Source organism: Xylanibacter sp., from assembly GCF_057607445.1.
This window is the reverse complement of the sequence record NZ_DBLZAX010000010.1, coordinates 74090-101078: the sequence shown is the minus strand read 5'-3', so window position 1 is coordinate 101078 and position 26989 is coordinate 74090. Positions and strand designations below refer to the sequence as shown.

At 44.7% G+C, this 26989-nt stretch carries 24 protein-coding genes and 1 pseudogene; 17 read left to right on the top strand and 8 right to left on the bottom strand.

Annotation, left to right across the window (positions count from 1 at the left end):
* Nucleotides 1–132: 132 nt before the first annotated feature.
* The 12 genes from ACZMIG_RS09205 (at nucleotide 133) to ACZMIG_RS09150 (ending at nucleotide 12850) form a co-directional block, all read left to right on the top strand.
* Nucleotides 133–828 carry a tetratricopeptide repeat protein gene (locus ACZMIG_RS09205; protein ID WP_021854717.1) on the top strand — a complete coding sequence of 232 codons (696 nt, stop codon included), beginning with the start codon at nucleotides 133–135 and terminating at the stop codon, nucleotides 826–828.
* Complete coding sequence (ribH, locus tag ACZMIG_RS09200; RefSeq protein ID WP_021854716.1) at nucleotides 828–1304, top strand: 6,7-dimethyl-8-ribityllumazine synthase; 477 nt, start codon at nucleotides 828–830, stop codon at nucleotides 1302–1304. The genes ACZMIG_RS09205 and ribH overlap by 1 nt, the downstream gene beginning before the upstream one ends.
* Nucleotides 1305–1392: 88 nt before the next feature.
* Nucleotides 1393–2145: an exodeoxyribonuclease III gene (locus ACZMIG_RS09195; RefSeq protein WP_288172712.1), complete on the top strand. Its 753-nt coding sequence runs from the start codon at nucleotides 1393–1395 to the stop codon at nucleotides 2143–2145.
* A 254-nt stretch (nucleotides 2146–2399) separates the two neighbouring features.
* Entirely contained in the window at nucleotides 2400–3080 is a 681-nt protein-coding gene (locus tag ACZMIG_RS09190) for a CRISPR-associated endonuclease Cas6 (protein ID WP_302023299.1), read from the top strand.
* Nucleotides 3081–3091: 11 nt separating this feature from the next.
* Nucleotides 3092–5389: a type III-A CRISPR-associated protein Cas10/Csm1 gene (gene cas10 / locus ACZMIG_RS09185; RefSeq protein ID WP_487889461.1), complete on the top strand. Its 2298-nt coding sequence runs from the start codon at nucleotides 3092–3094 to the stop codon at nucleotides 5387–5389.
* A gap of 13 nt (nucleotides 5390–5402) precedes the next feature.
* Entirely contained in the window at nucleotides 5403–5810 is a 408-nt protein-coding gene (gene csm2 / locus ACZMIG_RS09180) for a type III-A CRISPR-associated protein Csm2 (RefSeq protein WP_487889460.1), read from the top strand.
* A 23-nt stretch (nucleotides 5811–5833) separates the two neighbouring features.
* Nucleotides 5834–6466: a type III-A CRISPR-associated RAMP protein Csm3 gene (gene csm3 / locus ACZMIG_RS09175; RefSeq protein ID WP_487889459.1), complete on the top strand. Its 633-nt coding sequence runs from the start codon at nucleotides 5834–5836 to the stop codon at nucleotides 6464–6466.
* 2 nt (nucleotides 6467–6468) lie between these two features.
* Complete coding sequence (csm4, locus tag ACZMIG_RS09170) at nucleotides 6469–7464, top strand: type III-A CRISPR-associated RAMP protein Csm4 (protein WP_487889458.1); 996 nt, start codon at nucleotides 6469–6471, stop codon at nucleotides 7462–7464.
* Nucleotides 7461–8573: a type III-A CRISPR-associated RAMP protein Csm5 gene (gene csm5 / locus ACZMIG_RS09165; RefSeq protein ID WP_487889457.1), complete on the top strand. Its 1113-nt coding sequence runs from the start codon at nucleotides 7461–7463 to the stop codon at nucleotides 8571–8573. The genes csm4 and csm5 overlap by 4 nt, the downstream gene beginning before the upstream one ends.
* A gap of 7 nt (nucleotides 8574–8580) precedes the next feature.
* Nucleotides 8581–9678, top strand: coding sequence for an HFX_2341 family transcriptional regulator domain-containing protein (locus tag ACZMIG_RS09160; protein WP_487889456.1), 1098 nt, complete (start codon nucleotides 8581–8583; stop codon nucleotides 9676–9678).
* A gap of 3 nt (nucleotides 9679–9681) precedes the next feature.
* Nucleotides 9682–11424: a TIGR02221 family CRISPR-associated protein gene (csx2, locus tag ACZMIG_RS09155; RefSeq protein WP_487889455.1), complete on the top strand. Its 1743-nt coding sequence runs from the start codon at nucleotides 9682–9684 to the stop codon at nucleotides 11422–11424.
* Complete coding sequence (locus ACZMIG_RS09150) at nucleotides 11417–12850, top strand: ATP-dependent DNA helicase (RefSeq protein WP_487889454.1); 1434 nt, start codon at nucleotides 11417–11419, stop codon at nucleotides 12848–12850. The genes csx2 and ACZMIG_RS09150 overlap by 8 nt, the downstream gene beginning before the upstream one ends.
* Before the next feature lie 1678 nt (nucleotides 12851–14528).
* Here ACZMIG_RS09150 and ACZMIG_RS09145 read toward each other — a convergent pair.
* The 6 genes from ACZMIG_RS09145 to ACZMIG_RS09120 are packed head-to-tail and all read right to left on the bottom strand — an operon-like array spanning nucleotide 14529 to nucleotide 20612.
* Nucleotides 14529–15641, bottom strand: coding sequence for an ABC transporter permease (locus tag ACZMIG_RS09145; RefSeq protein WP_487889474.1), 1113 nt, complete (start codon nucleotides 15639–15641; stop codon nucleotides 14529–14531).
* 10 nt (nucleotides 15642–15651) lie between these two features.
* Nucleotides 15652–16755, bottom strand: coding sequence for an ABC transporter permease (locus ACZMIG_RS09140; RefSeq protein ID WP_487889453.1), 1104 nt, complete (start codon nucleotides 16753–16755; stop codon nucleotides 15652–15654).
* Between the two features lie 49 nt (nucleotides 16756–16804).
* Nucleotides 16805–17545 carry an ABC transporter ATP-binding protein gene (locus tag ACZMIG_RS09135; protein WP_487889452.1) on the bottom strand — a complete coding sequence of 247 codons (741 nt, stop codon included), beginning with the start codon at nucleotides 17543–17545 and terminating at the stop codon, nucleotides 16805–16807.
* Nucleotides 17542–18483 (bottom strand): ABC transporter ATP-binding protein, encoded by a 942-nt coding sequence (locus tag ACZMIG_RS09130; RefSeq protein ID WP_302023339.1) that lies wholly within the window; start codon nucleotides 18481–18483, stop codon nucleotides 17542–17544. The genes ACZMIG_RS09135 and ACZMIG_RS09130 overlap by 4 nt, the downstream gene beginning before the upstream one ends.
* Nucleotides 18464–19354, bottom strand: coding sequence for an HlyD family secretion protein (locus ACZMIG_RS09125; protein WP_487889451.1), 891 nt, complete (start codon nucleotides 19352–19354; stop codon nucleotides 18464–18466). The genes ACZMIG_RS09130 and ACZMIG_RS09125 overlap by 20 nt, the downstream gene beginning before the upstream one ends.
* A gap of 4 nt (nucleotides 19355–19358) precedes the next feature.
* Complete coding sequence (locus ACZMIG_RS09120; RefSeq protein WP_487889450.1) at nucleotides 19359–20612, bottom strand: TolC family protein; 1254 nt, start codon at nucleotides 20610–20612, stop codon at nucleotides 19359–19361.
* 250 nt (nucleotides 20613–20862) lie between these two features.
* Between ACZMIG_RS09120 and ACZMIG_RS09115 the strand changes: the two genes are divergently transcribed.
* A complete protein-coding gene (locus ACZMIG_RS09115; protein WP_302432995.1) occupies nucleotides 20863–21774 on the top strand; it encodes an AraC family transcriptional regulator in 912 nt (303 codons plus the stop codon).
* A 149-nt stretch (nucleotides 21775–21923) separates the two neighbouring features.
* Here ACZMIG_RS09115 and ACZMIG_RS09110 read toward each other — a convergent pair whose 3' ends face one another.
* Nucleotides 21924–22493, bottom strand: a complete 570-nt coding sequence (locus tag ACZMIG_RS09110) for a DUF4738 domain-containing protein (protein WP_021854707.1) — start codon at nucleotides 22491–22493, stop codon at nucleotides 21924–21926.
* Nucleotides 22494–22704: 211 nt separating this feature from the next.
* Here ACZMIG_RS09110 and ACZMIG_RS09105 point away from each other — a divergent pair, with 211 nt between their 5' ends.
* Entirely contained in the window at nucleotides 22705–23385 is a 681-nt protein-coding gene (locus tag ACZMIG_RS09105) for a DUF4230 domain-containing protein (protein WP_021854706.1), read from the top strand.
* Entirely contained in the window at nucleotides 23369–24025 is a 657-nt protein-coding gene (locus ACZMIG_RS09100) for a DUF4230 domain-containing protein (RefSeq protein ID WP_302432994.1), read from the top strand. Before ACZMIG_RS09105 ends, ACZMIG_RS09100 begins: the two co-directional genes overlap by 17 nt.
* 28 nt (nucleotides 24026–24053) lie before the next feature.
* Here the strand turns inward: ACZMIG_RS09100 and ACZMIG_RS09095 are convergent, their stop codons facing one another.
* Entirely contained in the window at nucleotides 24054–24752 is a 699-nt protein-coding gene (locus tag ACZMIG_RS09095; RefSeq protein WP_487889449.1) for an aromatic aminobenezylarsenical efflux permease ArsG family transporter, read from the bottom strand.
* Nucleotides 24753–25114: 362 nt separating this feature from the next.
* Here ACZMIG_RS09095 and ACZMIG_RS09090 point away from each other — a divergent pair.
* A pseudogene (locus tag ACZMIG_RS09090) lies at nucleotides 25115–25393 on the top strand (serine acetyltransferase); the annotation flags it as partial.
* Nucleotides 25394–25492: 99 nt separating this feature from the next.
* Entirely contained in the window at nucleotides 25493–26989 is a 1497-nt protein-coding gene (locus ACZMIG_RS09085; protein ID WP_021854700.1) for a THUMP domain-containing class I SAM-dependent RNA methyltransferase, read from the top strand.

The following is a 26989-nucleotide window of genomic DNA, read 5'->3' as shown; positions in this document are numbered from 1 at the left end:
TGCTTTTGTCATGCAAAGTTACTCGATTTATCAATGAAAAACAAAAAAAGTATGTAATAAATTTCACAATACCAGATAATTTACGTAATTTTGCCACGCTTTATAAACCGCTAATTATAAAAATAAATATAAATGGCAAATCTTAATGAACAGAAGGGCACAATGAACGACGCCCTCAACCAGAAAGAGGCTGTTTTCTTGAGACATAAGAAAACAATCTCAATCGCCATTGTGGCGATTATCCTTGTTGTAGCAGGTATCATCTGCTATGAGACCTATGTTTCAGGCCCAAAAGAGCAGGAAGCAAGCACAGCACTGGCTAAAGGTCAGGAGTATTTCTCTAATCAGCAATACGACAAGGCGCTGAAGGGAGACGGAGCCGGATATGTAGGATTCGTAAACATCGCATCTGACTACAGCAGCACAGATGCAGGCAACCTGGCAAACCTCTATGCAGGACTCTGCTATGCAAACCTCGACAAATGGAACGACGCAGTAACATATCTCGACAAGTTCTCTCCTGCCGATGATCAGATGATAAGCCCCTCAGCCGTAGCTGCACTTGGCAATGCTTACGCACACGTTAAGCAGCTCGACAAGGCCGTTGAATATCTCAAGAAGGCTGCAAGCATGGCAGACAGCGAGGCTGCCGACAACACCAACAACAGCATTTCGCCTATATTCCTGCTTCAGGCCGGTGAGATTCTCGAGAGCCAGGGCAAGAAGAGCGAAGCTCTGCAGATTTATCAGGATATAAAGACAAAGTATCTTAACTCTGCCGTTTCGCAGGATATTGACAAATATATTGAAAGAGTTTCTGTAAAATAATGGCTACCGCACTGCACAATCTTTCTGACTACGACTACGGTAAAGTACCCGACGCAAGCAACATGTGTTTCGGAATCGTCGTTGCCGAATGGAATCCTGAAATAACAGGAGCACTGCTCGAAGGTGCCGTAAGGACACTAGAGAAACACGGAGCACTGCCTGAAAACATACACGTAAAGACAGTTCCCGGAAGCTTCGAACTTATCTACGGCGCACACCAGATGACGCTCAACGGCGGATATGACGCAATAATCATCCTCGGAAGCGTTATCAGAGGCGAGACTCCTCACTTCGACTACATCTGTCAGGGCGTAACCTACGGCATTGCACGTCTTAACGCCAAGAGCGAGATTCCAGTAATCTACGGACTGCTCACCACCAACGATCTGCAGCAGGCTAAAGACCGCAGCGGAGGAAAGTTGGGCAACAAGGGTGACGAGTGTGCAATTGATGCCATAAAGATGGCAAAATTCTAATTTTACATAGAAACCGATAAAAGTATAAATGAGGGCAGATTTAACAAAGTCTGCCCTTTATTTTTTAACCCATATAAAACCATTCATCATTATGAAGCTAATTTCATGGAATGTAAACGGACTGCGGGCCTGTGAGGGAAAAGGCTTCAGCGACATATTCAAACAGCTCGACGCCGACTTCTTCTGCCTTCAGGAAACAAAGATGCAGGAAGGACAGCTCGACCTGAAGTTTGACGGCTATGAGTCTTACTGGAACTATGCCGAGAAAAAAGGCTACTCCGGCACAGCCATATTCACTAAACATAAGCCGCTCAGCGTAAGCTACGGACTCGGAATAGAGGAGCACGACCACGAAGGACGCGTAATAACTCTCGAGATGGAAGATTTCTACATGATAACCGTATATACGCCAAACTCTCAGGACGGACTGAAGAGGCTTGACTACAGAATGAAATGGGAAGATGACTTCCGCGAATATCTCATGCGCCTCGACAAGTTGAAGCCCGTAATAGTGTGCGGCGACATGAACGTGGCTCATAAGGAAATCGACCTGAAGAATCCGAAGACAAACAGAAAGAACGCCGGATTTACCGACGAGGAGCGCGACAAGTTCAGCCAACTGCTTGCAAGCGGCTTTACAGACACTTTCCGCTACTTCTATCCCGACAAGGAAGGCATTTACTCATGGTGGTCTTACCGCTTCAAGTCGCGTGAGAAGAATGCAGGATGGCGTATCGACTACTTCGTCGTGTCAAACCGCCTGACAGAAAAAATAAAATCTGCAAGCATCCACACCGAGATATACGGCTCCGACCATTGTCCGGTTGAACTTGTGCTGTAAAAATTTATTCAACAAAACAGCATCTACAAATAGCATTGGTGATACATAATAACATTTCTAAAGTCATTGACATATTCGTCAAAATAATTCAAAGGTTATATTAGACGAATATGTCAATATAGAATTATTATCTTAACAATATTTCCACACAAAAATAAACTTTTCTAAATAAAAATAAGTCCTTCTCATTTTTTATTTGTAATATTGCATCATAGAACTCACTTTTGGAAAACTAAAAAGAGACATTCAAATCTATGATAAAACATGACACAAATCATATAAAAACTTTTAGGTTAAACTTCTCAAATCCTATTTCATTTAATGAAATACCATATTTACGTGGAGCAATTATAAAAATTACAAAAAAACAAGAAATATTATTTCACAATCATGATAAAGACAATACATTCAGGTATGATTATCCATTAATACAATATAAACGAATAAACGGTAATGCTGCAATAATATTTATAGAAAGAGGAACAGATAAAATCATTGATTTTATCAATAATAATAAAGATATTGCAGATATAGGAAACCGAAAAACTACATTAGAGATAGAAAAAGTTGACGCAAACGATACTATAGTGCAAATATGGGAAAGCGAATTTACATATAGTATCCGAAAATATTTACCACTCAATAAGATAAACTACGAAAAATACATACAAACAGATGATATTATCGAAAAATATCAAATTCTAGAAAATGTACTAGTTGGTAATATCCTGTCTTTTGCAAAAGGAATGGGTATTTACTTCAATAACAAAATAAAAGTAACAATTTTACAAGTTGATGAACCAAAAGTATATAGATTCAAGAATATAAAAATGATGGGATTCGACATACGTTTCAAAAGCAATGTATCTCTTCCTGATTACATAGGTTTGGGAAAAGGTGTAAGTATTGGATTTGGAATGATAAAAAGACTATAAGAACAACAAATATGGATTATTTGAAAGAACATTTATATCTGTCGGCTATGCTGAACAGCATCAGCAGCCTTAAATCCGTCACGTGTAACGATGACCATACAGACATAATGCAACAGCACTTAGCCACGTTAGCGTCAAAGTATCATATAAGCAATGATGATACTATCAAACTGCTGCCATTCATTGAGAATGCATCAATGCTTGCATTAGGTTCAGACAGTAAAACAACAAAAAGTTCCACAGAACGGATACAACTGAAGAAGCTAATACCTGCAACATGCTTTATCTTACGCAATAAAGGAAACAGTCGCCAAACTCCTACGTCTCTGTCAATAAACAAAGAACAAATAGAATATAACGATATTCCGGCAACGGTTTCTGATTACCAAAAACTATGGGAAAGTCTCAACTCCGAGTTTGACAAGCTTAAATCAGACAATTATCGTGTTACGTCTGAGTCTTTGCTTTCACTGTTGAAAAAATATACATCCACCATTCCCTTCACACAAAGCACAGATACGGATATCAGTCTGTATGACTATGCCAAGACTTCTGCTGCATTAGCAGTATGCCTTTATGACATCAGCAAAGAAGAAAAACAGACAGCCAAACCATTTGTATTAATTGGAGCAGACATAAGCGGAATACAAAATTACATCTATCAGATTGTGTCAAAGTATGCAGCTAGAAGCCTTAAAGGCCGTTCTTTCTACCTGCGTTTGCTCACAGATGCTGTAGTTCGCTTTTTGCTGGATAGACTTGGTCTGTTCAAAGCCAATATTATCTATAACTCTGGTGGTGGCTTTTACCTCTTAGCGCCTAACACCAAAGTTGTCGCAGAAAGACTTGAAGAAACAATCAAAGAGATAGAAAGCAAAATGTATTACGCTCACGGATTGTCTCTTTACATAGCAATAGATAGTATTGAAATCGAAGCGAACGAGCTTACCAGCCAAGGCAAGAGAAATCTTTGCGATATTTGGAAAGAACTGTTTGATAAAAAGGATGTTAAGAAAAGCAACAAACTAAAGAATCTTATATCAGCAAACTATGCATCGTTCTTCAACCCTTATATGACAGAAGGACATGGAGCTGTTGACGTTTGTACGGGAGAATATTTCCGAGTTGGTGAAGACCTTTTAAAAGAAGGTGAACTTTATCCAATAAGAAAAACGACGAAAGAGCAGATAAAATTGGGAAAGACATTGCAGGATAATCAGCTGATGATTGTCTCAACAAAAGAACTGCCGTTGCCAAGCCACATAACCCATATTGAACCTGCCGCTCTTGGAATACATTATTATTTCATAAACCACGGCGACAACATAGATCTCAGTAAAATTCAAAAGCAAGATGAAAATGTATCCGTTGTACTCTTCAATGATTTCGACATAACTCAAATACAGCTTGGCGGAAATGTCATCTTCGACTTCGATTTCTACGGAGGCAACAGATTTGAGTGCAACAAATTTAATGAACTTTGCATAAAGTCTAAGGACGGAAACTTCAGCCGCTTAGGCATATTGCGCATGGATGTAGACAACCTTGGCAATATATTCCAATACGGATTGTCTGAACGTTCCACTCTGTCACGAATGTCGGCACTAAGCAGATCGTTCGATTATTTCTTCTCAGGCTATCTCAACACTATATGGGAAGAAACAGACAAAGAGCATTCTGTTATTATATATAGTGGAGGAGATGATGTCTTCATTGTCGGCGATTGGAGTGTTACTATCAGTTTAGCCGAGCGCATTCACAATGACTTCAAAAAATTTACCTGCAATAACCCTGCTTTCTCAATCTCTGGAGGAATAACATTCATTAACGAAAAGTTCCCGATAATAAAGGGTGCCGAACTTAGTGCCAAGGAAGAAGACACAGCCAAAGGGCATAAATGCGGAACTCAAAATAAGAACTCTCTATCGTTCTTAGGTATGGCAATGAACTTCGACAAGGAGTACCCACTTATAAAAGCCGTTAAAAACGAAATTGTAAATTTAATGAAAAATGATGAAAGTCTCCCAAAATCATTCATCTCCAAATTGCTTGGTCATTGGGAAAACGCAGATATAAAATGTCATGAAATCAACAATATAAAGACATATTGGATACTGACATACGATTTAGGACGCATGAAATCCCGTATAAAGAATAAAGAAGCTTGCAAAATAATAGAACATTGCATGGCAGACATCTGCGACAAGAATCGTAAGTTTGACAGACAAGAAATAACAACCTCATACCACCCAATAGAACTGTGGGCCATGGCCTGCAGATGGGCTGAACTTGAACTAAGAAATAACTAAAAAATCAATCAAAATGACACCAAAAGAAATTAGAGAAAAAGCAAGACGTATGTACAAACCAATAAAACCCAATTGGATTATTGATAAAGCAGACAAAGAGTTGCCTACATACGCAGAAGAATTAGGAAATGAATTGGTACAAAGTGGTCTTACTAATTCTAAAATACGCAGTATATATGGTGAAATAAAACGCATACAGATAGAAGATTACAAAAAGTGTGAGTCTTCATTTTTTCTGCTTCGTCCAAAGATGGCATATGCAGCAGGAAGAGAGGGGAAAAATTTAGGAGTCCAACTATTTAAATTTTTCTTCGATGATGCCTATACATACGTTAATGACGAAAAAACTTTCAAGAATTTCTGTAACTTAATCGAAGCCGTATTGGCTTACCATAAAGCATACGGAGGTGAAGAAAACTAGTTTAAACTAAAAAAATAAAAATTATGTCCGATATAAAATTGAAAAAGAAAATCATCTATACAGGAACAATAGTACTGAAGACAGGATTACACATTGGTGGCACTAATACAGCTCTAAATATTGGAGGCCCAGACAAATTCGTTGTACGCAACCCAATAACCCAGTTGCCCTACATACCCGGCAGTTCATTGAAAGGCAAAATGCGCTCGTTGATAGAACTTGCCTACGGTGAAACAGACAACGGGGATGTAACTAAAGACCCCAACACTAAAGCAGGAAAACTCTTTGGTGTGGCAAGTGAAATAAATATAAATAATGGACATCCATCAAGAATAATAGTACGAGATGGAAAATTGAAAAATCCTGAAGAACTTAACAACACCGACTTGCTGTACACTGAAAGTAAAACCGAAGTAACCATAAACAGAATAACAGCAAAGCCAAATCCTCGTACCTTCGAACGTGTACCGGCCGGCGCGAAATTCAATCTTGAGATGGTACTGAATATTTTTGATGGAGATAACGAGGATGAACTCAGAAACACCATCAAAGATGCAATAAGACTGCTCGAAGATGATTATCTTGGAGGCAACGGTTCACGAGGATACGGACAAGTTGTTTTTAAAGAAATGAAAGAAGAAGTAAAAACATATTAATCATGGCCGATTACACCATCATAAAAATGAGCCACTTGTCACCCGTTCACATCGGCACGGGACATGAGAACTATGACATGGCGGCTTCCGAACTTCATTCCGACACCATATCGTCAGCCTTGGCGGCAATTGGTGCAAACACTGGGCTATGCGATGACATTAAGACATTTATCTCATCATTTGCCATAAGTTCAGCATTTCCGTATTACGATAAATATTTCTTCATGCCTCGCATGCAAGGCCGGCTGGACATTACAGTAACTGATGCAGAAGAGCATGAATACCGCAAACAGCTGAAAAAAGTAAGATACATCGAACAATCATTATGGTTGGAGATGGCTACCGGCAATAATTTGAAAATCAAAAAATCACAAATCAAAGGCAGTTTCATTGTCCCTGATGGTACATTTGCAGATGAGGAGAAACCTTTAATATTCAAATCACAAATAAGCCAACGAGTAAGTGTATCACGCGACGGTAGCAAAGATGCTGAACCGTTTTTCTTCGACTGGCATTACTATGCCGATAACGCAGGCCTCTACTGCATCACTGATGCAAAAGGCGATACTCTCAATAAACTAAAAGAGTTGTTCACTCTCTTAGGAGAGACCGGCATCGGTACGGATAAGAGCGTAGGCGGTGGAAAGTTTAACGTTGACACTTTTCCGTTTACATATAACGAGCCGTCCGAAGCCAATAAGTCGGTACTGCTGTCACTATATATCCCTACGCAAGACGAACTTGCAGAAATTATGAACAACGGCAGCACTTATTCACTTATTCAGCGTGGAGGATATATGGCAGGTAGCACAAACTCACAATTTAGACATCTTCGGAAAAAGATGGTCTATGCGTTCAGCACAGGATCCGTATTTGAAACAACTTATAACCTTGAAGGTAAAGTTGTCGACTTACAGCCGGATTGGAACGACAATGCCATGCATCCCGTTTACAGAAGCGGCAAACCTATAGTTTTCAAAATCAAACAGAGATTATGAGTGAAATAAAGATAGAGACCCTTACACCTGTTCATATAGGCTCCGGCAGAATGCTGATTAAGAACAATGACTTCTGTGTTACTAAAGATTCAGAAGATTATGACGTTGTAGCCGTAACAGATCCGAACAAAGTGTTAAGCCTTATCGGTATTGAGCATATCGATAATTGGGTGCGCGCCATAGAACGGGGTAATCCGATTAACGAAATAATCAATACATATGCGCCTAAAGGGACAAAAGTTGAAGACTATGCAAGAATTATTGATTATTTCGGAGGAGAAAGGGTTACCGAAACATTAAAAGAGTTCATCCACGACGGCCTTGGCAGGCCTTACATTCCAGGAAGTTCAATCAAAGGAGCTATCCGTACAGCTATAATGGCAACTGAAGCAAACCTTATGCAACCCGAAATGCTGAAAATATATAACAACAGAAATAAAATCGACGATAAGGTTATGTCAAACTACCTGTTTGGTGAAAATGAGAAAAAAGACGTTTTCAGATTTCTAATAATAAGAGATGCCATCTTCACAGATGTTTACCATACAGTTGCGTTTAATATGGTCAACATCAACGAACGGACAAGCCGAAGCTTCTGGGACACATCAAAGCCGCAACTGATTGAAGCTATCGGTGAAGAAGAAGAAGCCACTTTTGACCTTAAGCTCGATTTGGACAGATATGAAAAATCCCGTTCAGAAGTTCATCGTATGCCCAAATGCATGATGTCATTGGAAGCTTTGTTCTCAGCAATAAACACCCATACAGCCAACCTGCTTAAATCAGAAATAGAATATTGGGAAGAAAGAGCAGACGATGACGAAAGCGATAAAGTGGAAATCTACATATCAAAATGCAAAGATATGCTTGAAAAGACAGACCAATGCGGACAATCAGGCAAAAAATGCGTTCTCCGCATAGGACATGGCAGCGGTTGGCGGTTTATCACGGGAGCATGGAGCGAACGTTGCAGCAATTTTCAGTCAGATATCATAAACGCGGCAAGGCCTAAAAACTTTAGATACACGGAGTATGATTTTCCCAAGACGCGCCGCGTAAGCAAAGACTGCGATCTCCTTGGTTTCGTCCGGCTAACAATGAAAGACTAGAAGTACAATGAAAGAAGTACACATCACATTATTAGGAAAAGAAAACTTGCCACTCTACTACCCTATTATTGAGTTTAACTCTGAAGAGGTGTATGTTTTAGGATCAAGGCAAAACTTAGCAGTGGCTCACAACCTCAAGAAAGTCCTTGAAGAAAAAGGCCTGTTGTGTAAAGTATACTGCGATATCAATGCATTCGACATAAAATCAATAATATCAAAATGCGAAGAGATACACAGCAAGATAGGCAACGACTGTAACGTAACTTACAACATTACCGGCGGTACAAAGATAATGGCTATCGGTGCATACATTGTAGCCAAACAGCATAAGGCAAGGATTATATACACCGACTCGGTGTCATGCATCGACCTTGACACCTATTCCTCCGTACCACTGAACGGCAAAGTTGACAACAAGACAATTTTCAGACTACAAGGACAACATCTAAAGAGCTATGACACTACCGCACCAGATAAAGAAACGCTCGATGCATCAAACAAGATAGCTTGTTTCATTAATGAAAATAGAAGACTGTTTAATCAATTACGCCGACAATATGTAAGCAAGACATTGTCAACTCTATCTGTAACCGAGGAATATGAATATGAGTACAATCCTGCTTCTATGTCTGTCTGCATCAAAGACAACACCGCCACAACCTTACTTGACATCTGCCACCACGATGCCCTAAAGTTGTTGTTTGAAGGAAGATGGTGGGAGGCACTTGTCGCAGACGCAATATTCAGATGGTCTGACGGCAGATATGAGATATGGCGCAACGTAACATTCAACCCACGCGACATGGAAGCCCGTCTGAAGGATTTCGATAAAAATGAAATAGACATACTCGTTAACACAGGCAATAAACTACTCTTTGTTGAATGTAAATCAGGCGATGTAACACAAGACAACATCAACAAAATGAGCGTTATACGTCAAAACTATGGAAGCGACAAGTCAAAAAGCGTACTCGTATCGCAGTTCTTAAGGTCTGACTTACGTGAAAAGATTGAGGAGACAAAGTCATACGCCATCATAGGACGACACGCGCTTGAGAATATACCTCAGAAATTTGATTCAATTCTACAATCAATTAAAGCATAATACATGGCAAGAAGAGTTTTTATATCAGTTCTCGGAACAGGTTTCTATAAGAAATGCAAATACTGTAAAGACACGTTCGTTTCATCTGAAACGCGCTTTATCCAACAAGCCCTGATTGAATACCACAATGTTAAATCATGGACCGACAACGACCGGGTGTTCATCTTATTGACAGACAGGGCTAAAACCGAGAACTGGGATATTGCCGATAATCAGAAATGTAACAAAATTACCGGAGAACACGAAGATTATGCCGGACTAAAACATATAATAGAGGATATGTCTCTTCCTGCAAAGACAGAAGAAGTAAGGATTGACGACGGCAAGAACGAAGGCGAAACATGGAATATATTCAACACTGTGTACAACATTCTTGAAGAAGGCGATGAGTTATATGTCGACCTCACCCACAGTTTCAGATACTTGCCGATGCTTATCCTTGTGCTTAGCAACTATGCAAAATTCATGAAGAAGGTCAACGTGGCTGCCATATCTTACGGTAACTATGAAGCACTTGACCATGCAGAAAACAAAGCCCCTATAGTAGACCTCTTGCCTCTAAGCATTCTTCAGGACTGGACTTTTGCTGCCGCTAATTTTCTATCAAACGGAGACGTTAACGGCCTAAAATATCTTTGTGAGAAAAAGACATCACATGTACTCAAACTTGCACATAGTCAAAATCCTGATGAACAAAATAAGATTGATGAAAGTCTTAAGAATAACGCCAAGGCGCTAAAAAGATTTACAGGCGGCTTACAGCAGTTTGTCGACAGCATGAAATTCTGCAGGGGCTTAGACGTATATTGTCCTGCAACACTGGATAATATGACAGACATGCCCGAAACAACATTCATACAGCCATTAAATCCTTTGCTCGACAAGATAAAACTATCCATGACAGCATTTACGACAGAAAAGACGGCTAAAAACTGCATCATGGCAGCAAGATGGTGCTTCGACAAAGGGCAGTATCAGGCTGCCGTAACCATGCTAAAAGAAGGAATAACTACGTTTTTCTGTGAAAGATACGGAATACCTATAAACGACAGTCACAAACGTGAAATAGCCAACAAGGCAATCATCAAAGCCGACATGCGCCGTAAGAAAAAAGAGCATGAGTATATAAGTTCTAATGACAAGGATTTTGAAAAACTTGTAGACATCATAGCGTCTGACGGATATATCGTTGATGACACTTTTTTGAGCAAATATAAGGCTCTCGAAGAAATGCGCAACGACTTCAATCATGCGGGTATGAGGAACAACCCCGTTGCGCCGAACAAATTAAGAAAAAACATTGACGAGTGTATCACTGCCATGATCAATATTCTTAACGTTCCAAAGCCCAAAGCCCAAGAAACGGCAGAACAGGAAAGGCCACGCCTGTTTATCAATCTGTCTAACCATCCGTCAGCAAAATGGAGCAGAGAGCAGCTTGACGCAGCAAAGGCTTACGGTGAATGCATGGACATGCCGTTCCCAAACATCGATCCGCTGGAAGACGAAAACAAAATATCTGAAATAGCAGACAAGTATGTAACAGAAATATTAGAAAAGGCAAAAGACCGTGAAGTTACAGTGCATGTCATGGGAGAGATGAATCTCACATTCAATATTGTAAGAAAGCTGCAAAGCCACGGCATTACATGTGTAGCATCCACATCATACAGAATAACTGAGGAAATGAGCGACGGATCAAAGAAAATAGAATTTCACTTTAAGCGGTTCAGAAAATATGAGTAAAAACAACATAACGCTGCGTGAAGGACAACAACGCGCCCTGTTTCGCCTTATTGATTTTGTCAGGAGTTCACAGAAACGTGTATTCATATTAAAAGGCTATGCCGGAACCGGTAAGACAACACTGATAAAGTCGCTTATCGGCGAGCTGAAAAAATTCAACACTCCTTACCACATGGTTGCGTCTACCGGCCGTGCCGCCAAGATAATGAACAACATTACGGGCGACGCCACCACCACCGTGCACGGACTGATTTATAAATACAGCGACTTTAATCAGGATCTTGAAACCATTGTTGAAGACAGAGAGAAAACCGGAACAGACAAGTCGGGACAGCTGATGCTTAAATTCGAGGTTACAAAAGCCAACAACACCAATACTGCACACATCTATATTGTCGACGAGGCTTCAATGATTTCTGACGTGCCCGACAAGACTTCGAGCCAGGCTATGTTCGGCAGCGGCCGCCTGCTGCACGACCTTCTCGAATACGACATAAATGGCAAATTTGTCTTCGTGGGAGACACTTGCCAGCTGCCGCCAATAAGCCAAAAGACATCGCCCGCCCTGACCGGAACTTACATGAAAAGTACATTCAACATCAGTGTTGAAGAAGCCGAACTTACGGAGGTAGTAAGACAGAACAAGGACAACGACATTGTGCTGGCGTCACAAAAGCTCAGGAAGCTATACTTTAACCCTCAGCCGTGGAAATGGGCTAAGTTTCCTCTTAAAGGCTGCAAGAACATACGCATGCTCGGCAGTCAGGCTGAGCTTATCCAGCTTTACATCAAAGACCTGAAAGCCCACGGATACAATGCGTCTACACTTATATGCACCACAAACAGACAATGCGACATCCTGACAAACATCATCAGGCCGGCTCTGGGCATAAACAAACTTACCCTTGCCACAGACGACCTTCTGCTTGTCACCCAGAACAACTGCATATCAGGACTTATGAACGGCGACCTCGTAAAGATAACTGAGATTGGCGACACCGTGATAAGACGGGCGGGACTTACATTCCTAACAGTGTCTGTAACGGAACTGTTCACAAACAAAGCTTACTCACAACTTATCATCACCGACATTATATATTCAAACCAGATAAACCTGTCGCAAGAGCAGCAAAAGGAACTGTTCATCGACTTCTACATAAGAATGAAAAAGGAAGGCATAAAACAAAACTCCGACACATTCAGGAGCAGAATGATGTCCGACCCTTATCTTAATGCTCTCCGCTGTGTCTACGGATATGCCATAACATGCCACAAATCACAGGGAGGCGAATGGAACAACGTTTATCTCGACATACCCAGAAACTTTGCCTTACAGCCTAAGCCATTCGTCTACCAATGGATGTACACAGCCATTACACGGGCAAAAAAGAACTTGTTTGTCGTTGATGATTTTTACATTATGTAATGCTATAACAACAATTCTGAATATTGTTGTTCTGATTATAACAAAGCGTTCTTTGACATTTTTACATTAACATTCATATTTCATTGTATACCAAGTACTTAATACATACTACAAATATATTCCAGTAAAACAAGGATTAAGACTGGTATAAGAGTGGCTGTAGTGTCCTTGACTTTACTAAATCTCAAAGAGCATATTCCAATAAAACAAGGATTAAGACTTAGAATCAAATTCGCTTAATGCCTCTTTTAACAAACTCAAAGAGCATATTCCAGTAAAACAAGGATTAAGACGATATAAAATATTTCATAACAGTAATATATTGAGTCTCAAAGAGCATATTCCAGTAAAACAAGGATTAAGACTCATTGTGATATAAATATCTTTCAATGTTATGCCATCTCAAAGAGCATATTCCAGTAAAACAAGGATTAAGACTCTCTATATCCTATTTTTACGAGTCCTAATGTATCTTCTCAAAGAGCATATTCCAGTAAAACAAGGATTAAGACTCGTACTTCTCAAACGCTCCGTTTCTTAGGAGAGTCCACTCAAAGAGCATATTCCAGTAAAACAAGGATTAAGACTTTTGTTTTTTGTTAGTACTACTTTAGGGCTCAAAGAGCATATTCCAGTAAAACAAGGATTAAGACCTCTATTTAACGAGACGACAATCATAGTTCCTGCCTGGCTCAAAGAGCATATTCCAGTAAAACAAGGATTAAGACATTTATCGTCAGTGTCACTCCGTTTACATCTAAGTAATCTCAAAGAGCATATTCCAGTAAAACAAGGATTAAGACTATTAGTACCCAGGTATAAAGTCCTCTAACCTATATGTCTCAAAGAGCATATTCCAGTAAAACAAGGATTAAGACTCTGTCGTGATTTCCGTTATAAACAGGTCACCATGACCTCAAAGAGCATATTCCAGTAAAACAAGGGTAAGATTATGCGATATGCCACCTTTTGCCGTGCGAAAAACGGCATATTGCGATGTGAAACATGGCATATCAGGATGCAAAAGGGGACATATTGGAAAAATGAGGAGCGTTGTTTGGATAAATAGCAATATGACAAGAACGTGGGGTAATGATGATAATGTCATAAAAATCTGATATTCACAACACGGCATTAAACCAAAATTTTTAATGACTTTGTCAACCAATAACAGTTATAAGTTTAACCGGAGTCAACCTTAATCAGGGAAAGAACGGTTTGAAGTCAACCGAAATCAGGAAAGGACACATGCGGAGAAAAACAAAAAAGTTTTTCTGAAAAACTCATCACTCATCACATCGGCATGTAAATATCTGTAACACAACAAGATAGAGTGTGACGAGTTGGATTTTCAACTCATCACATTATGGCATTATTATCTCAAAAATGCCTTTTGTGACTTTGGCTGACCGGGATTTTCACTGCAGTGTGACGAGTTGAGACGTCAACTCGTCACACTGCAACACATTGACAGTCAACATGTTAAAAGCAAACGTGACGAGTGACGAGTTTTTAGGAAAAAGTATTATACTTATTGCTCTACAGATTTTATCAACCATTGTTCTATCGAGCCGAGACATCCAAAGGCCTTAACAAAAGGATGCAGCAAACACGATAGCGGCAGGGCGGAACGGCGGCTGAAAGATAAAGCCTGGTACCGCATGCCACGCTGAAAAGTCTACGCACTCTTCTTGTAGCTGCATATAGCCCATGTCCACGATACGGCGGCATAAGCCAGCATGGCAAAGAACTGCATCTGAAGGTCGGCAAAGCCGCTGCCTTTAAGATAGAGCGCCCGCAACACCTCGATGAAATAGCGCAGCGGATTGACATAGGTGATGAGTTGTGCCCACTCGGGCATGGCAGACACCGGCGTGAGCATGCCGCTCATAAGGATGAATATCACGAGGAAAAAGAACATAAGCAGGGCCGCCTGCTGCATGGTGGCCGAATAGTTGGACACAATCAGACCAAGACTCGACACGATGAGCAGAAACAAGGTGGCATAGAGAAACAGCAACAGGATGCTGCCCGCCGGGAGCATTCCGTAGATGAGCCACGCAAGAAACACCGACCACGCAAGCATGAACAGACCTATGAGCCAGTAAGGAATGAGCTTGGAAAAGATAAAACTGAACCGTCCCACCGGCGTTACGTTTATCTGCTCTATCGTGCCGCTCTCCTTCTCGCCGACGATGTTCAGCGCAGGCAGAAAGCCGATAAGCAGCGTGAGCAGCATGGCCATAACAGCCGGAATCATGAACATCTTGTAGTCGAGCTGTCCGTTATAAAGAAACCTCGGCCTGACATCTGCTCCGGCAAGGCTCACGCCCGAAGCGTCAATGCCGTGCTCCTCGCCAAGCTGCGCTGCATAGTCGGCTATTATCTGAAGCATGTATGCCTGAGCCAGCATGCCCTTCATGCCGTTGACGGCGTTGGCCTCTACATTAATGTCTGCCACGCCCGTCTTTACAAGATTCTGCTCAAAGTCGTGTCCTATCTCAACAGCCACGTCGGCACTGCCGCCGTCTATGCTGCGCATGGCTGCCGAATGACTGCCGCAATAGTCTGCCAGCGAGAAATATGCCGATGCGTCTATCTTCTGCACAAGGCGCCGCGAAAAAGAGCTGTGGTCGTTGTCGACGACACAGAACTTCAGGTTCTTTATCTCCTGATTGGCGGCAAACGGAACCACTATGAGCAGGACAAGAGGCAGCATGACAAACAATCTGGGCAGAATGGCGTTGCGCCTGATCTGCAAAAACTCCTTCTCTATCAAATATCTTATCACCATAACACAGTTATAATCTTACTTTAAACAATTTAAGAGATACGCCAAGCAAAACCGCCTCCATGACAGCCATTACGGCAGCGTCGGCAGCCACATAAACGGCATCTGCCCCCTGAATCATCAGCTTGCGCGCCGCATCGATATACCACCGCGCCGGAACAATGGCCGAGATGTCGCGCAGAACTGCCGGCATGCTCTCGAGCGGAAACACGAGCCCTGACAGGTATATGGTGGGCACGATGAGCAGCAGCGACAGTATCATGGCCGCAATCTGCGTGCTGACAAGCGTAGAGATGAGCAGTCCGAGCGTGAGCGACACGAGTATGTAGAGCAGCGTTACGCCGAGAAAGCATATCAGGCTGCCCGCCATGGGCACATGCAGCATATAGAAAGCCAACAGCAATATGGCCGCAAGGTTTATGCAGGATATCACGAAGTAAGGAACGAGCTTGGCAAGGATGATGCACGCCGGCGGCAGGGGCGACGCCAGAAGCACCTCCATGGTGCCGCTCTCCTTCTCGCGCACTATGGCTATGCTGCTCATCATGGCGCAGATAAGCAACAGAATCATGCCTATAACGCCCGGCACAAAGTTGTATTCGCTTTTCTGCTGCGGATTGTAGAGCATGCGCGTAACGGGAACTATCGTGAAGCCACGGCCTACGGCATCTCCCACGACATCGCTCTTGGCAGCCGCAAGCACCTGCTCGACATACTGAACACGCACGGCAGCCTGGTTAGGCTCACTGCCGTCGGCAAGTATCTGCACACGGGCATCGCCGCCATGGCGAATATTGTCGGCAAAGCCGCTCTCGAAAATCACCGCCACATCTATGTCGCCGCGCCTGAACAAGGTTTCAACCTCCGGACGGCTGTGAGGCGCGGCTGCCATGACGAGATAACGGCTGGCGGCAATATGCCCGCAAATCTTAGACGTAACAGCGTCGTGAGACAAGTCGAGCACTGCCACGCGAACATTCTTAACCTCTGTGGTGACGGCATACCCGAACAGCACTATCAGCACTACGGGATAAACCAGCAGGATAAGCATGGTGCGCCAGTCGCGCAGGATATGGCAAAACTCCTTGTGGACAAAAGAAATAAACCGTCTCATATCATATAATTATCATAAACACGAAAAACAATACTGACACCGCCCAGCCCTAAGTGCGCCTGGCCCTGCGGGCAAGACTGAAAAACACATCATACAGACTGTCGGCTCCGAAGCTCTTTTTGAGCGCAGCGGGAGTGTCGAGAGCCTCAATCTTTCCGTCTACCATTATTGACATTCGGTCGCAATATTCGGCCTCGTCCATATAGTGAGTGGTGACAAACACAGTTATTCCGCGGTCGGAAGCCTGATATATCTGCTCCCAGAAGCGGCGCCTGGTAACAGGGTCGACGCCTCCCGTAGGCTCATCAAGGAACACTATCTCCGGCTCATGGAATATGGCAAGCGCAAAAGCCAGCTTCTGTTTCCAGCCGAGCGGCAATGACTTTACGAGAGAGTTGCGCTCGCCCTCGAGCCCCAAGTCGACAAGCATGCCGGCTGTACGCTCGGCTATCTGTCTGCGCCCCATGCCGTATATGCCGCCGAAGAGTCGCATGTTCTCAGCCACGGTCAGATCGTCATAGAGCGAAAACTTCTGACTCATATAGCCTATGTGGCGCTTCACCTGCTCTGCCTGCGAAGCAACGTCGAAGCCTGCCACCACAGCCCTGCCCTCCGACGGGCGACTCAGACCGCAGAGCATGCGCATGGCCGTGGTCTTGCCGGCGCCGTTGGCACCGAGAAATCCGAATATCTCGCCGCGTCTTACGCTGAAAGATATATGGTCGGTGGCAACAAAACTGCCAAAACGCTTTGTCAGGTTTTCTGCTATTATAACTTTTTCGTCTGTCATTTTTCTGATGTTTTCATTAATGCCATAAAGCAGTCTTCAACCGAAGGGCTTATCTCCGTTATGCCGACTTCGGCGTAGCCCTTTGCCGTGAGCCACGAGCGCAGGGCGTCAGGGGTTGCACCTGGCACGAGCGTAACATGATAGGCTGCACCGAACGAGAACGAAGTGGCAACGAGCGGACATGCCTTCAGTCCGGTCATAAGTCCGTGCATGTCGGCAGCCATGACAGCAAACAGTCTGTCGGCATAAGCCTCAACAATGCCGACAGGTGTGTCGGTCTGCATAAATCGGCCGCCCTGCATAAGCGAAATGCGGTCGCACCACGACGCCTCGTCCATGTATGGCGTTGACACAAGCACGGTTAGTCCGTGTTCATCTCGCAGTTTTTTCAGCATGGTCCAGAACTCCCGGCGCGACACTGGGTCGACACCCGTTGTTGGTTCGTCGAGGAACAGCACGCGCGGAGCATGGATAAGGGCGCAGCAGAGCGCAAGTTTCTGTTTCATTCCGCCCGACAGCTTGCCCGCCCTGCGGTCCTTGAAAGGCTCTATCTGACGGTAGATATCAGCCACAAGGGCATAATTTTCCTCAACGGTAGTATTGAACACAGATGCAAAGAACTTTAGATTTTCCTCGACCGAAAGATCCTGATAAAGCGAGAAGCGCCCCGGCATGTAGCCTATGCGGCGGCGTATGTCGCGATAGTCGGCCACAACATCAAGTCCGTCTACGCCAGCCTTGCCCTCATCAGGCAACAGCAACGTGGTTAGTATGCGGAAAAGAGTGGTCTTGCCGGCGCCGTCGGGACCGATGATGCCATAAATCTCGCCCTCGTCAACGCTGAATGAGAGCTGACTGAGAGCCTCGGTCTTGCCATATTTCTTGCAGAGACCGTCGGCCCATACTATGCCCCCGGCATCAGAACCTGACGTCGCCATACATTCCTATTTTAATTAGACCGTCGGTGTTTCTTACAGAAATCTTCACAGCGTAGACGAGATTTGAGCGCTCGTCGCGGGTCTGTATAGTCTTTGGAGTAAACTCCGCCTTGTCTGATATCCACGTTATCACGCCCTGATACTCACGCCGCTTGTCTTCGCCCTCATCAGCATAGACTTTAACTTTCTGCCCTATCTTTATCGAATTGAGCTGACTGGCTGTTACATAAGCCCTGAGTTTCATGTCGACGACATCGGCTATCTTAAACAGAGGCTTGCCCGTTGTGGCATACTCGCCCTGCTCAGCGTACTTCTCGAGCACCGTGCCGCTTATTGGCGACACGACATGACACTTGCGCAACTGGTCGATAACCTCGCGGCGCTGTATCTCTGTGGCAGTCATCTGACTGTTAAGACTGCTTGTGCTCTTGCCGAGCGACGACTGCCGGGCGGCAAGACGGCGGCGCAGCACACGCACGTTGCTCACTGCATCGTCGAGCATCTTGCGGTTGGCGGCATTGTCCTTCACCAGAGCCTCATAACGGCGCTGCTCAGCCTCGGCCTTGGCCAGTTCCTGACGCGTGGCTGCTATCTGTGTCTCTATGTCAGGACGCTGCGTGGCATACACATCCTTTGTGGCGCCGAGCTGCAAGGCGCGCAACTGGAGCTGAACGGTGTCGATTAGTCCTACCTGACTGCCGGCCTGAAGGCGGTCGCCCTCTTCTACGGTGAACGAGAGCAGGCGGCCGTTCTGCTCGGCAGAAACTATCACCTCTGTGGCCTCAAACATGCCCGTGGCGTCATAGTCGGAACTGCCTGAAGAACATGCCGCAAGGGCCACGGACAAGAATATAAATGCAAACTTTTTCATACGGCTAAAAGTTGTTTATGTTTTTAAGTTTATATATTTCCTGTAAAAGCTGTATCTCATGAAAGGCCTTTGTGAGCCTTGCCTCGCTCACGGCATTGATGTCGCGCAGCATCTCATTGACGGTTTCGATGCCGTTTGCCACCTTGACATCAGCCTTGGAGCGTATGTTTTCACGCAGGGCTATTATCTCGTCGTCCTGACTGATCTGGCGGCGCAGACTTTCTATGTTGCCGCGCTGCAGTTCGCTCTGCAGGCCGGTATTGAAGAGAAAAGCCTCACGCTCGGCCTGTATGTTGAGTCTTTCGGTCTCAATCTTGCGCTTATCGTTGGCACGTGTATACAGACTACCAAAGTTCCACGTAAGCGTCGCGCCAACTTTATAATAAGCCTCAAAGCCGTTTTTAAGCATGTTAAGTGCCGGATTGCCATAGCCGCCCTGCAGGAACAGACCTAAACGCGGGCGCAGATGAGTGTCGAGACTCTTGAGCTTCTGGTCGAGCAGACGGTTCTGCGCACTGTAAAGGGCGAGTTCAGGACGATTGTTGACCATGCCCGAAACATCCGACTCAGCCGGACGGACAAGGCTCACGCTGCCGGATAGCGGCTTGCCGATGAATGTTGAGAGCATCTTCAGATAAGTGGCACGCGACGTAACAAGACCCGTTTCTGTCTGAACGGCCTTCACCTGCTCCACCTTAACGGCGTCAAGATCGGTCTGGTTGGCCACTCCCCCGCGCACCATTCCGCTTATAGCCTGATAGCTCAGCGACAGGTCGTCTTGCAGAAGCCTTACCTGCCTTATCTGTTCGTCAAGCAGCAATATGCCGAAATAAAGCTGATCTATGCGCTCGTAGACATCATAAATGGCCACGTTGACCTGCTCACGCTCCACGTCGCTGCGCGCATCTTCAAGTCTCTTCGATGAGCTGACGCTGCCGCCGTCGTAAATCTGCTGACTGACATTAACGCTGACATCATACTGGTCTTTAGGAAGCAGACTGATTTCTACGCCAGGTATGTCTACCGGAAGCCGCGTAACCTCGCTCTGATAAGAGGCGCGGGCATTGAGAGAAACCTGCGGAAGCCATGCCTTGGAGGCATTGCTCACCGACAAAGAGCGACTCTGCTCAACCAGGCGAAAACGCTTTATGAGCGGATAATTGGCCCGGGCGAGCTCCCTGCACTCGTCGAGCGTTATCTGAGAGAAGGCCGACACGAACGACAAGGCCAACGCAATAAAAACAATTAAACGTTTCATATCACTGTTATTCACATATAATTAATATTTCATACCAATAAGCCCACTGCAAGATGTAGCAACAAATGCAATACAGGCAACTAAAAGAACACAGTGCAAAGGTAGCAAATAATAACACTACAAGTATTATCCTATAAAGCTATAAAATGTCCCTTTTGTACTTAAAATATCGTAAAAAAGGTGTAGATATGAGTATTTTATTGCCTTTATTCCACATTTTCATTATTTTTGCACTCAAAAAATACGTTTTATGAAGACAAACAACATGTATCCTGAACGTTTTTCATTCTCCGAGATAAAATCCATGCTAGGAAATATCGACGAGCAGAAAAACGCACTACAGATTATAGGCCGCGACGTCGGCATGCTGCGCACAGGACACAAGCTGTTCAGTAACCTGCTTCAGACAGGCACACCTTATATTATAGAAGACTGCCGCCTGGCATTTATCAAGGCGGGAGAAGCCAGCATAACGATAAACCTGAGAGACTATAAACTGGAGAAAAACTCGATAGCATTCATAGGAAGAGGGAGCATAATACAGGTGAACCACTTTTCGGATGACTTCGAGATGTGCGGCATGATGATAAGCAACGAGAAGATGAACATGGTGTTCAGCGGAAAAATTCCGGGCGAATACAACCGCAACGCCTATAACTTTGTGGCCACACCAGGACAGAGCGACATAAACATTGCCGACAGGATGTTTCTGTCGGCATGGGAGATTGCACGACAGAAAGACTGTCCTGACGAAACTATAGACGGGATAATATATTCGCTGATCCACTACTATAAGTTTCTGAAAAACAAGCACAACGACACCGACGAACACAACAAGCCCCACAACAGGGAGATGTTCGACAGGTTTATACAGCTGGTGAGCACCTACAACAAGAAGGAGCACGCTCTGTCGTTCTATGCCGACAAGATGTGCGTAACGCCGCGCTATCTCGGCGTTGTGATTAAGGAGACCAGCGGAATAACGGCAAAAGAATGGATAGACCGCGCGCTGATAACCAACGCAAAGATTATGCTGAGATACGGCAACACACCGATAGCGCAGATAGCCGAGGAGCTAAACTTCCCCAACCCGAGTTTCTTCTGCAAGTTCTTCAAGCGCATAACCGACATAACTCCGCATGAGTTCAGACAGCGGAAATAGCCAATCAGACCGGCATACATATTCTGCAAAAATACAAAAGCATACCTTTCACACTGCAAAAGGTATGCTTTCGGCATGTAAAAGGCCGTCTTTTAGGAGCTAAAAGACGGCCTTTTACAATCTACTGATTATCAATATGTTACAACAGTCTATACACCTTCATCCTCATAGTCGGGCTGATCGCTGTTAGAGTCGATGCGCGAGTCTTTCCGAATGCTCACTCCTCCTGTACGCGAAATAGTGATGATGAGCGGCACATAGTCGTCGCTGAGCACGTCGGGGGCACCCACACTGGCTGCAAATTTCAGGTTGTCGCCGTCTGCCTTCTCAAGCACGATGCCGAGCAAGGCGCTCTTCTTGGCATACTCTTCACCGATATATGACGAGAAATCAGACTTGGTGAACTTGCGGTTGAAAAACTCTGACCCGTCAGGGCGTACGACGCTCAGCGTTATAACGTTGTCGTAATACTTGTTGCCGCTGTCGTCTACAATCAGCGGCAGACCGGTGTCTGACCTGCGGCTTATCTTGACATTATAAGAACTTCCTATCCAACTCACGGCATCCTCATAATCAGAATTCTGCATCTTCACAGGAGCTGAGGGCGCCTTCTTTACAGGTTTATGGGCAATGATGTTGCTCGGCTGTTTCTTCTCGCTGCAAGACACGGCGGCGACCGACATCAGCGCCATAAAAATCAATGTGTGCGTTAATTTCATTTCAGTATTTTAAGAATTACTCGTGCAAAGATAATGCAAATAGCACGAAGAACAAAATAAAAATAATTAAACGAGCCTTAAATTTGATTTGACGGTTACACAATGAGAAAAACAAACGGGCTTTAACATCAAAATAATATAAAAGACGCAAAAAAATAACGGTTGAATGACGCCGTAATTATAACTTTTTTGATTAACTTTGTAATCAAGTATGAAAACAATAATATTATATCTGGCACTCGCGGCAATGATGCTTACGGCATGCACAGACAGAAAGCCCGTGAAAAGAGAAGCCGAAAAGATAGACACCATACCTGTCATGGTGATGCAGATAAAGAAATGCGCCAAGCTGTACACGGCAGAATATCAGGTGCACAAGATTGTAACGCACGACGACCAGGTGAAGCTGAAAGGCTCGTTCCTGCAGCAGAAGTTCGACTTCTCCGTGCCGCTCACGACGAGAAAGATAGCCATACCGATAGACGCCACGCTGAAGGCATATATCGACTTCGGCAACTTCTCTGAAAAGAACGTAAGGCGCAACGGCGACAAGATAGAGATAATACTGCCCGACCCGAAGGTTGAGCTGACCGGAAGCCGCATTGACCACAACGAGATAAAGAAACACGTGTCGCTGATAAGGTCGAACTTCAGCGACGCCGAAATGGCCAACTACGAGAAACAGGGACGGGCGGCGATAATCAGCAGCATACCGCGGCTGGGCATACTCGACATGGCCAAGGAGAGCGCAGCGCATGCCCTGATACCAATGATAACCAAAATGGGATACAAGGAGGAGAACATAACCATAACGTTCAGAAAGAAATTCACCGACAGCGACCTGCCGATGATTCTTGAAAATAACACTATCGAAAATGGAAGAATTCAATAATAACTACCGCCGCAAAAGGAGCAAATGGGCCAGCATGTGGCTGATGATAGGACGCCTGAAGCTATCTATAATATTCATCGTCATCCTTGTAGCCATCATTGCGTCGGCATATCTTGTCAGGTCGTGCAGGGGCAACGAGGCCACGGTATACGTAGACGACAAAATCGACATAACGCCGACACAGGTGCTGGCGATGAAAGAGATAGGCGAATGGGAGTTTCTGTCTATTGAAAACGAGGAAATGATAGACACCGTGAGGAAAGGCTTCTTTAAGGACGACGAGCTGATACGAATATACTACGGCACACTGCGCCTCGGATTCGACATGAGCGAAGCCAAGGCCGACTGGATAAAAGCCGACAAAGACACGCTCGTGATAACCTTGCCGAAGATAAAGCTGCTCGATGAGAACTTCATAGACGAAGCCCGCACAAAATCGTTCTTCGAGTCGGGCTCATGGAGCGACAAGGACAGGGCCGACATGTATAAGCGCGCCTATGCAAAAATGAAGGCAAGATGCCTTACAAAAGAAAATATAGAAAACGCACAGGACAACGCCAAAAGGCAGTTTACGCAGATGCTGAAGGCAATGGGCTTTGAGCATGTAAACATAAGCTTTGAAGGAAGCCAAACACGCTGACACCGGAAAAACCGACAGCCGGAAGGCATCAGAAGAACAGGCAGAACACTCCTGCCCCGATAAACAGGACGCCAACGCCGACACTGACCCAGCGCTGAAGAACATGCATGCGCTCCTTCATGGCCGACAAGCCGGCAAGGCCGTAAGCCACAGCCCAGGCCATAAGCACCGTAGGTATGGCTGTGGCAACAGAAAATACTACGGGCAGCATAAATCCGCCGTGCGACTCGACAGAAAGAGGCATGAGCATGCCGAAATAAACCACGGCACTCTCTGGACAGAACGACAGGGCAAGAAGAAGCCCCAGAGCCATGCTGCCTCCGGCTCCATGGAAGCGATGTCCGCGTGAATGCACATTGGGACAATGCTCATGGCGGTGTATCAGATGGCCGAGCATGAAATATAATCCGATGACTATAAGCACCGGAGCCAGCAGACGCTCGCCCCACTCGCTGAACCAGTGGCCCAGCGACAGCATGTCGGCACCGTTGCGCAAAACAACGATAAGCACCATGCCAAGCACCGAATAGGCAATCATCCGGCCGAAGGTGTAGAAAAGTCCGTTAAGAAACACTCGGCGACAGTTAGCCACATCGCGCGCAATATAGCCCATGGCTGCAATGTTGGTGGCAAGCGGACAGGGGTGAAGTGCCACTATAAGACCAAGCAAAAACGCCGTCAACAAAGGAAACTGAGTATTCTCTATTATGCCGTGTATCCAATCCATATCATCTGAAAATAATAAGAATAAAAAACAAAAACAAGCCTGAAAACCATGCAACAGTATGCCACATTAAGCATAGGCATCGCTTTTCGGCATGCAAAGATAATGCAAGTTGAGAGCAGAACAAAACAAATTTGGCTGTTTTTTGACAAAGCCGGCCCGACAAGTTGTATGCCAGTCAATGTCAAAACATATAAAAACAAAAGCTAAACAGCATGACGCCACATGCCGCGAAACCGCACGGACAAGCCACATGCAACATCATATAACGGATATGAAAAAGTCAAACGGAATAAAAGTAAAAAAAATTTGGCTTTTAATTATAAATGAATTAATTTTGCAGAAATTATAGATATAAAAATTGCATGAGCACTGATAATTTAACGAAGATTCTCACCACGACAACAGAACGACTGTCAAAGCCGGAATCTCATAAGGAATTATTTCACCGGCATCGTGACGGGGATCGGCTTCCTTCAGGCAAGACGCTTAAAGAAATCATAGAGCTTTCGCGTTCTATCTTGTGTCCCGGATATTATGGGAAGCCGACGGTAAATATCAGAACAATCACATATCATATCGGAATTAACATAGAGCGGCTGCACAAGTTGCTGTCAGACCAGATTGCAGCAGGCCTGTGCTTTGTAGCCCAAAAGACATAGAACTGCAAAAAAGGAAATATAAAAAATCAAATTAACCCAATAAAACAACCACTCGCAAAATAACAAAGAAAAACCTTTATAATGGAACAAGAATTTGAACTCATCGCCAAAACGTTCATGGGTCTGGAGCCCGTTTTGGCACAGGAGCTGACAGAGCTTGGAGCTAACAATGTGCAGACAGGACGACGCATGGTGTCGTTCACCGGTAACAAGGAAATGATGTATCGGGCTAACTTTCAGTTGCACACGGCAATAAGAATTTTGAAACCTATTGCACACTTCAAGGCAGACACGGCCGACAAGGTGTATGACGAAATAAAGAAAATAGACTGGACACAGTATCTCGACCTGAAAAAGAGTTTCTCGGTTGACTCGGTTGTGTTCTCTGAGGAATTCAGACATTCCAAATTTGTGTCTTACAAGGTGAAAGATGCCATAGTAGACCAGTTCCGCGAAAAATTCGGAAAGCGTCCTAACATATCAGTGGCCAACCCGGACATTCGCCTGAACATGCACATCGCCGAAGACCAGTGTACGCTGTCGCTCGACTCGAGTGGTGAAAGTCTTCACAGAAGAGGATACAGACAGGAGTCTGTCGAGGCTCCTCTCAATGAGGTTCTCGCTGCCGGAATGATTCTTATGACCGGCTGGAGAGGCGAAACAGACTTTGTTGACCCGATGTGCGGATCGGGAACTCTGCCCATAGAGGCTGCCCTGATAGCCCACAACATGGCCCCAGGTCTGTTCAGAAAGGAATATGCCTTCGAGAAATGGCCCGACTTTGACCGCGACCTCTTCGACCAGATTTACAACGACGACTCTAATGAGCGCGAATTTACTCACCATATATATGGCTATGACATCGACCTTGCAGCCGTTACAAAGGCGCGCCTCAACGTCAAGGCTGCCGGCATGACAAAATGCATAACTATAGAACAGGCTGACATAAAGAACTTTAAGCAGCCTGCTGAAAAGGCTATAATGGTGACAAACCCGCCTTATGGTGAAAGAATATCTACACCCGACCTGCTGGGAACTTACCGCACTATAGGCGAAATACTGAAACATCAGTTTAAAGAGAACGATGCATGGGTGCTCAGTTATCGCGAGGAGTGCTTCGACCAGATAGGCCTGAAACCATCAATAAAGATACCTCTCTACAACGGTTCGCTTGAGTGCGAATTCCGTAAATATCAGATATTTGACGGCAAGCTGAAAGACTTCAGAAGCGAAGGAAACATCCTGAAGACCGAAGAAGAGAAACGCGCCATGGCCGACAAGCACCGCTTCAAGAAAAACCGCGAGTTCAAGAAGCGCATTGAAGAGGAGGATGACAACGAGGAAGGCGACATCCGCACGTTCAAATTCCACAAGATTTCGTTCAAAGACAGCGGCGACGGCGGACGCGAGCGCAGAAAAGGCGGCCGTGAGCGCAGAGACTTCGACGACCATAAGGATTTTAGCTACGACAAGCGCAAGGGCCGCAACTTCGACGACAACGGCGACAGGGGCGGACGCAAAGGCGGAAAAGGCTACAAAGACAACAAAGGCAAACGCGATCACCGTAAAACGTTTTGA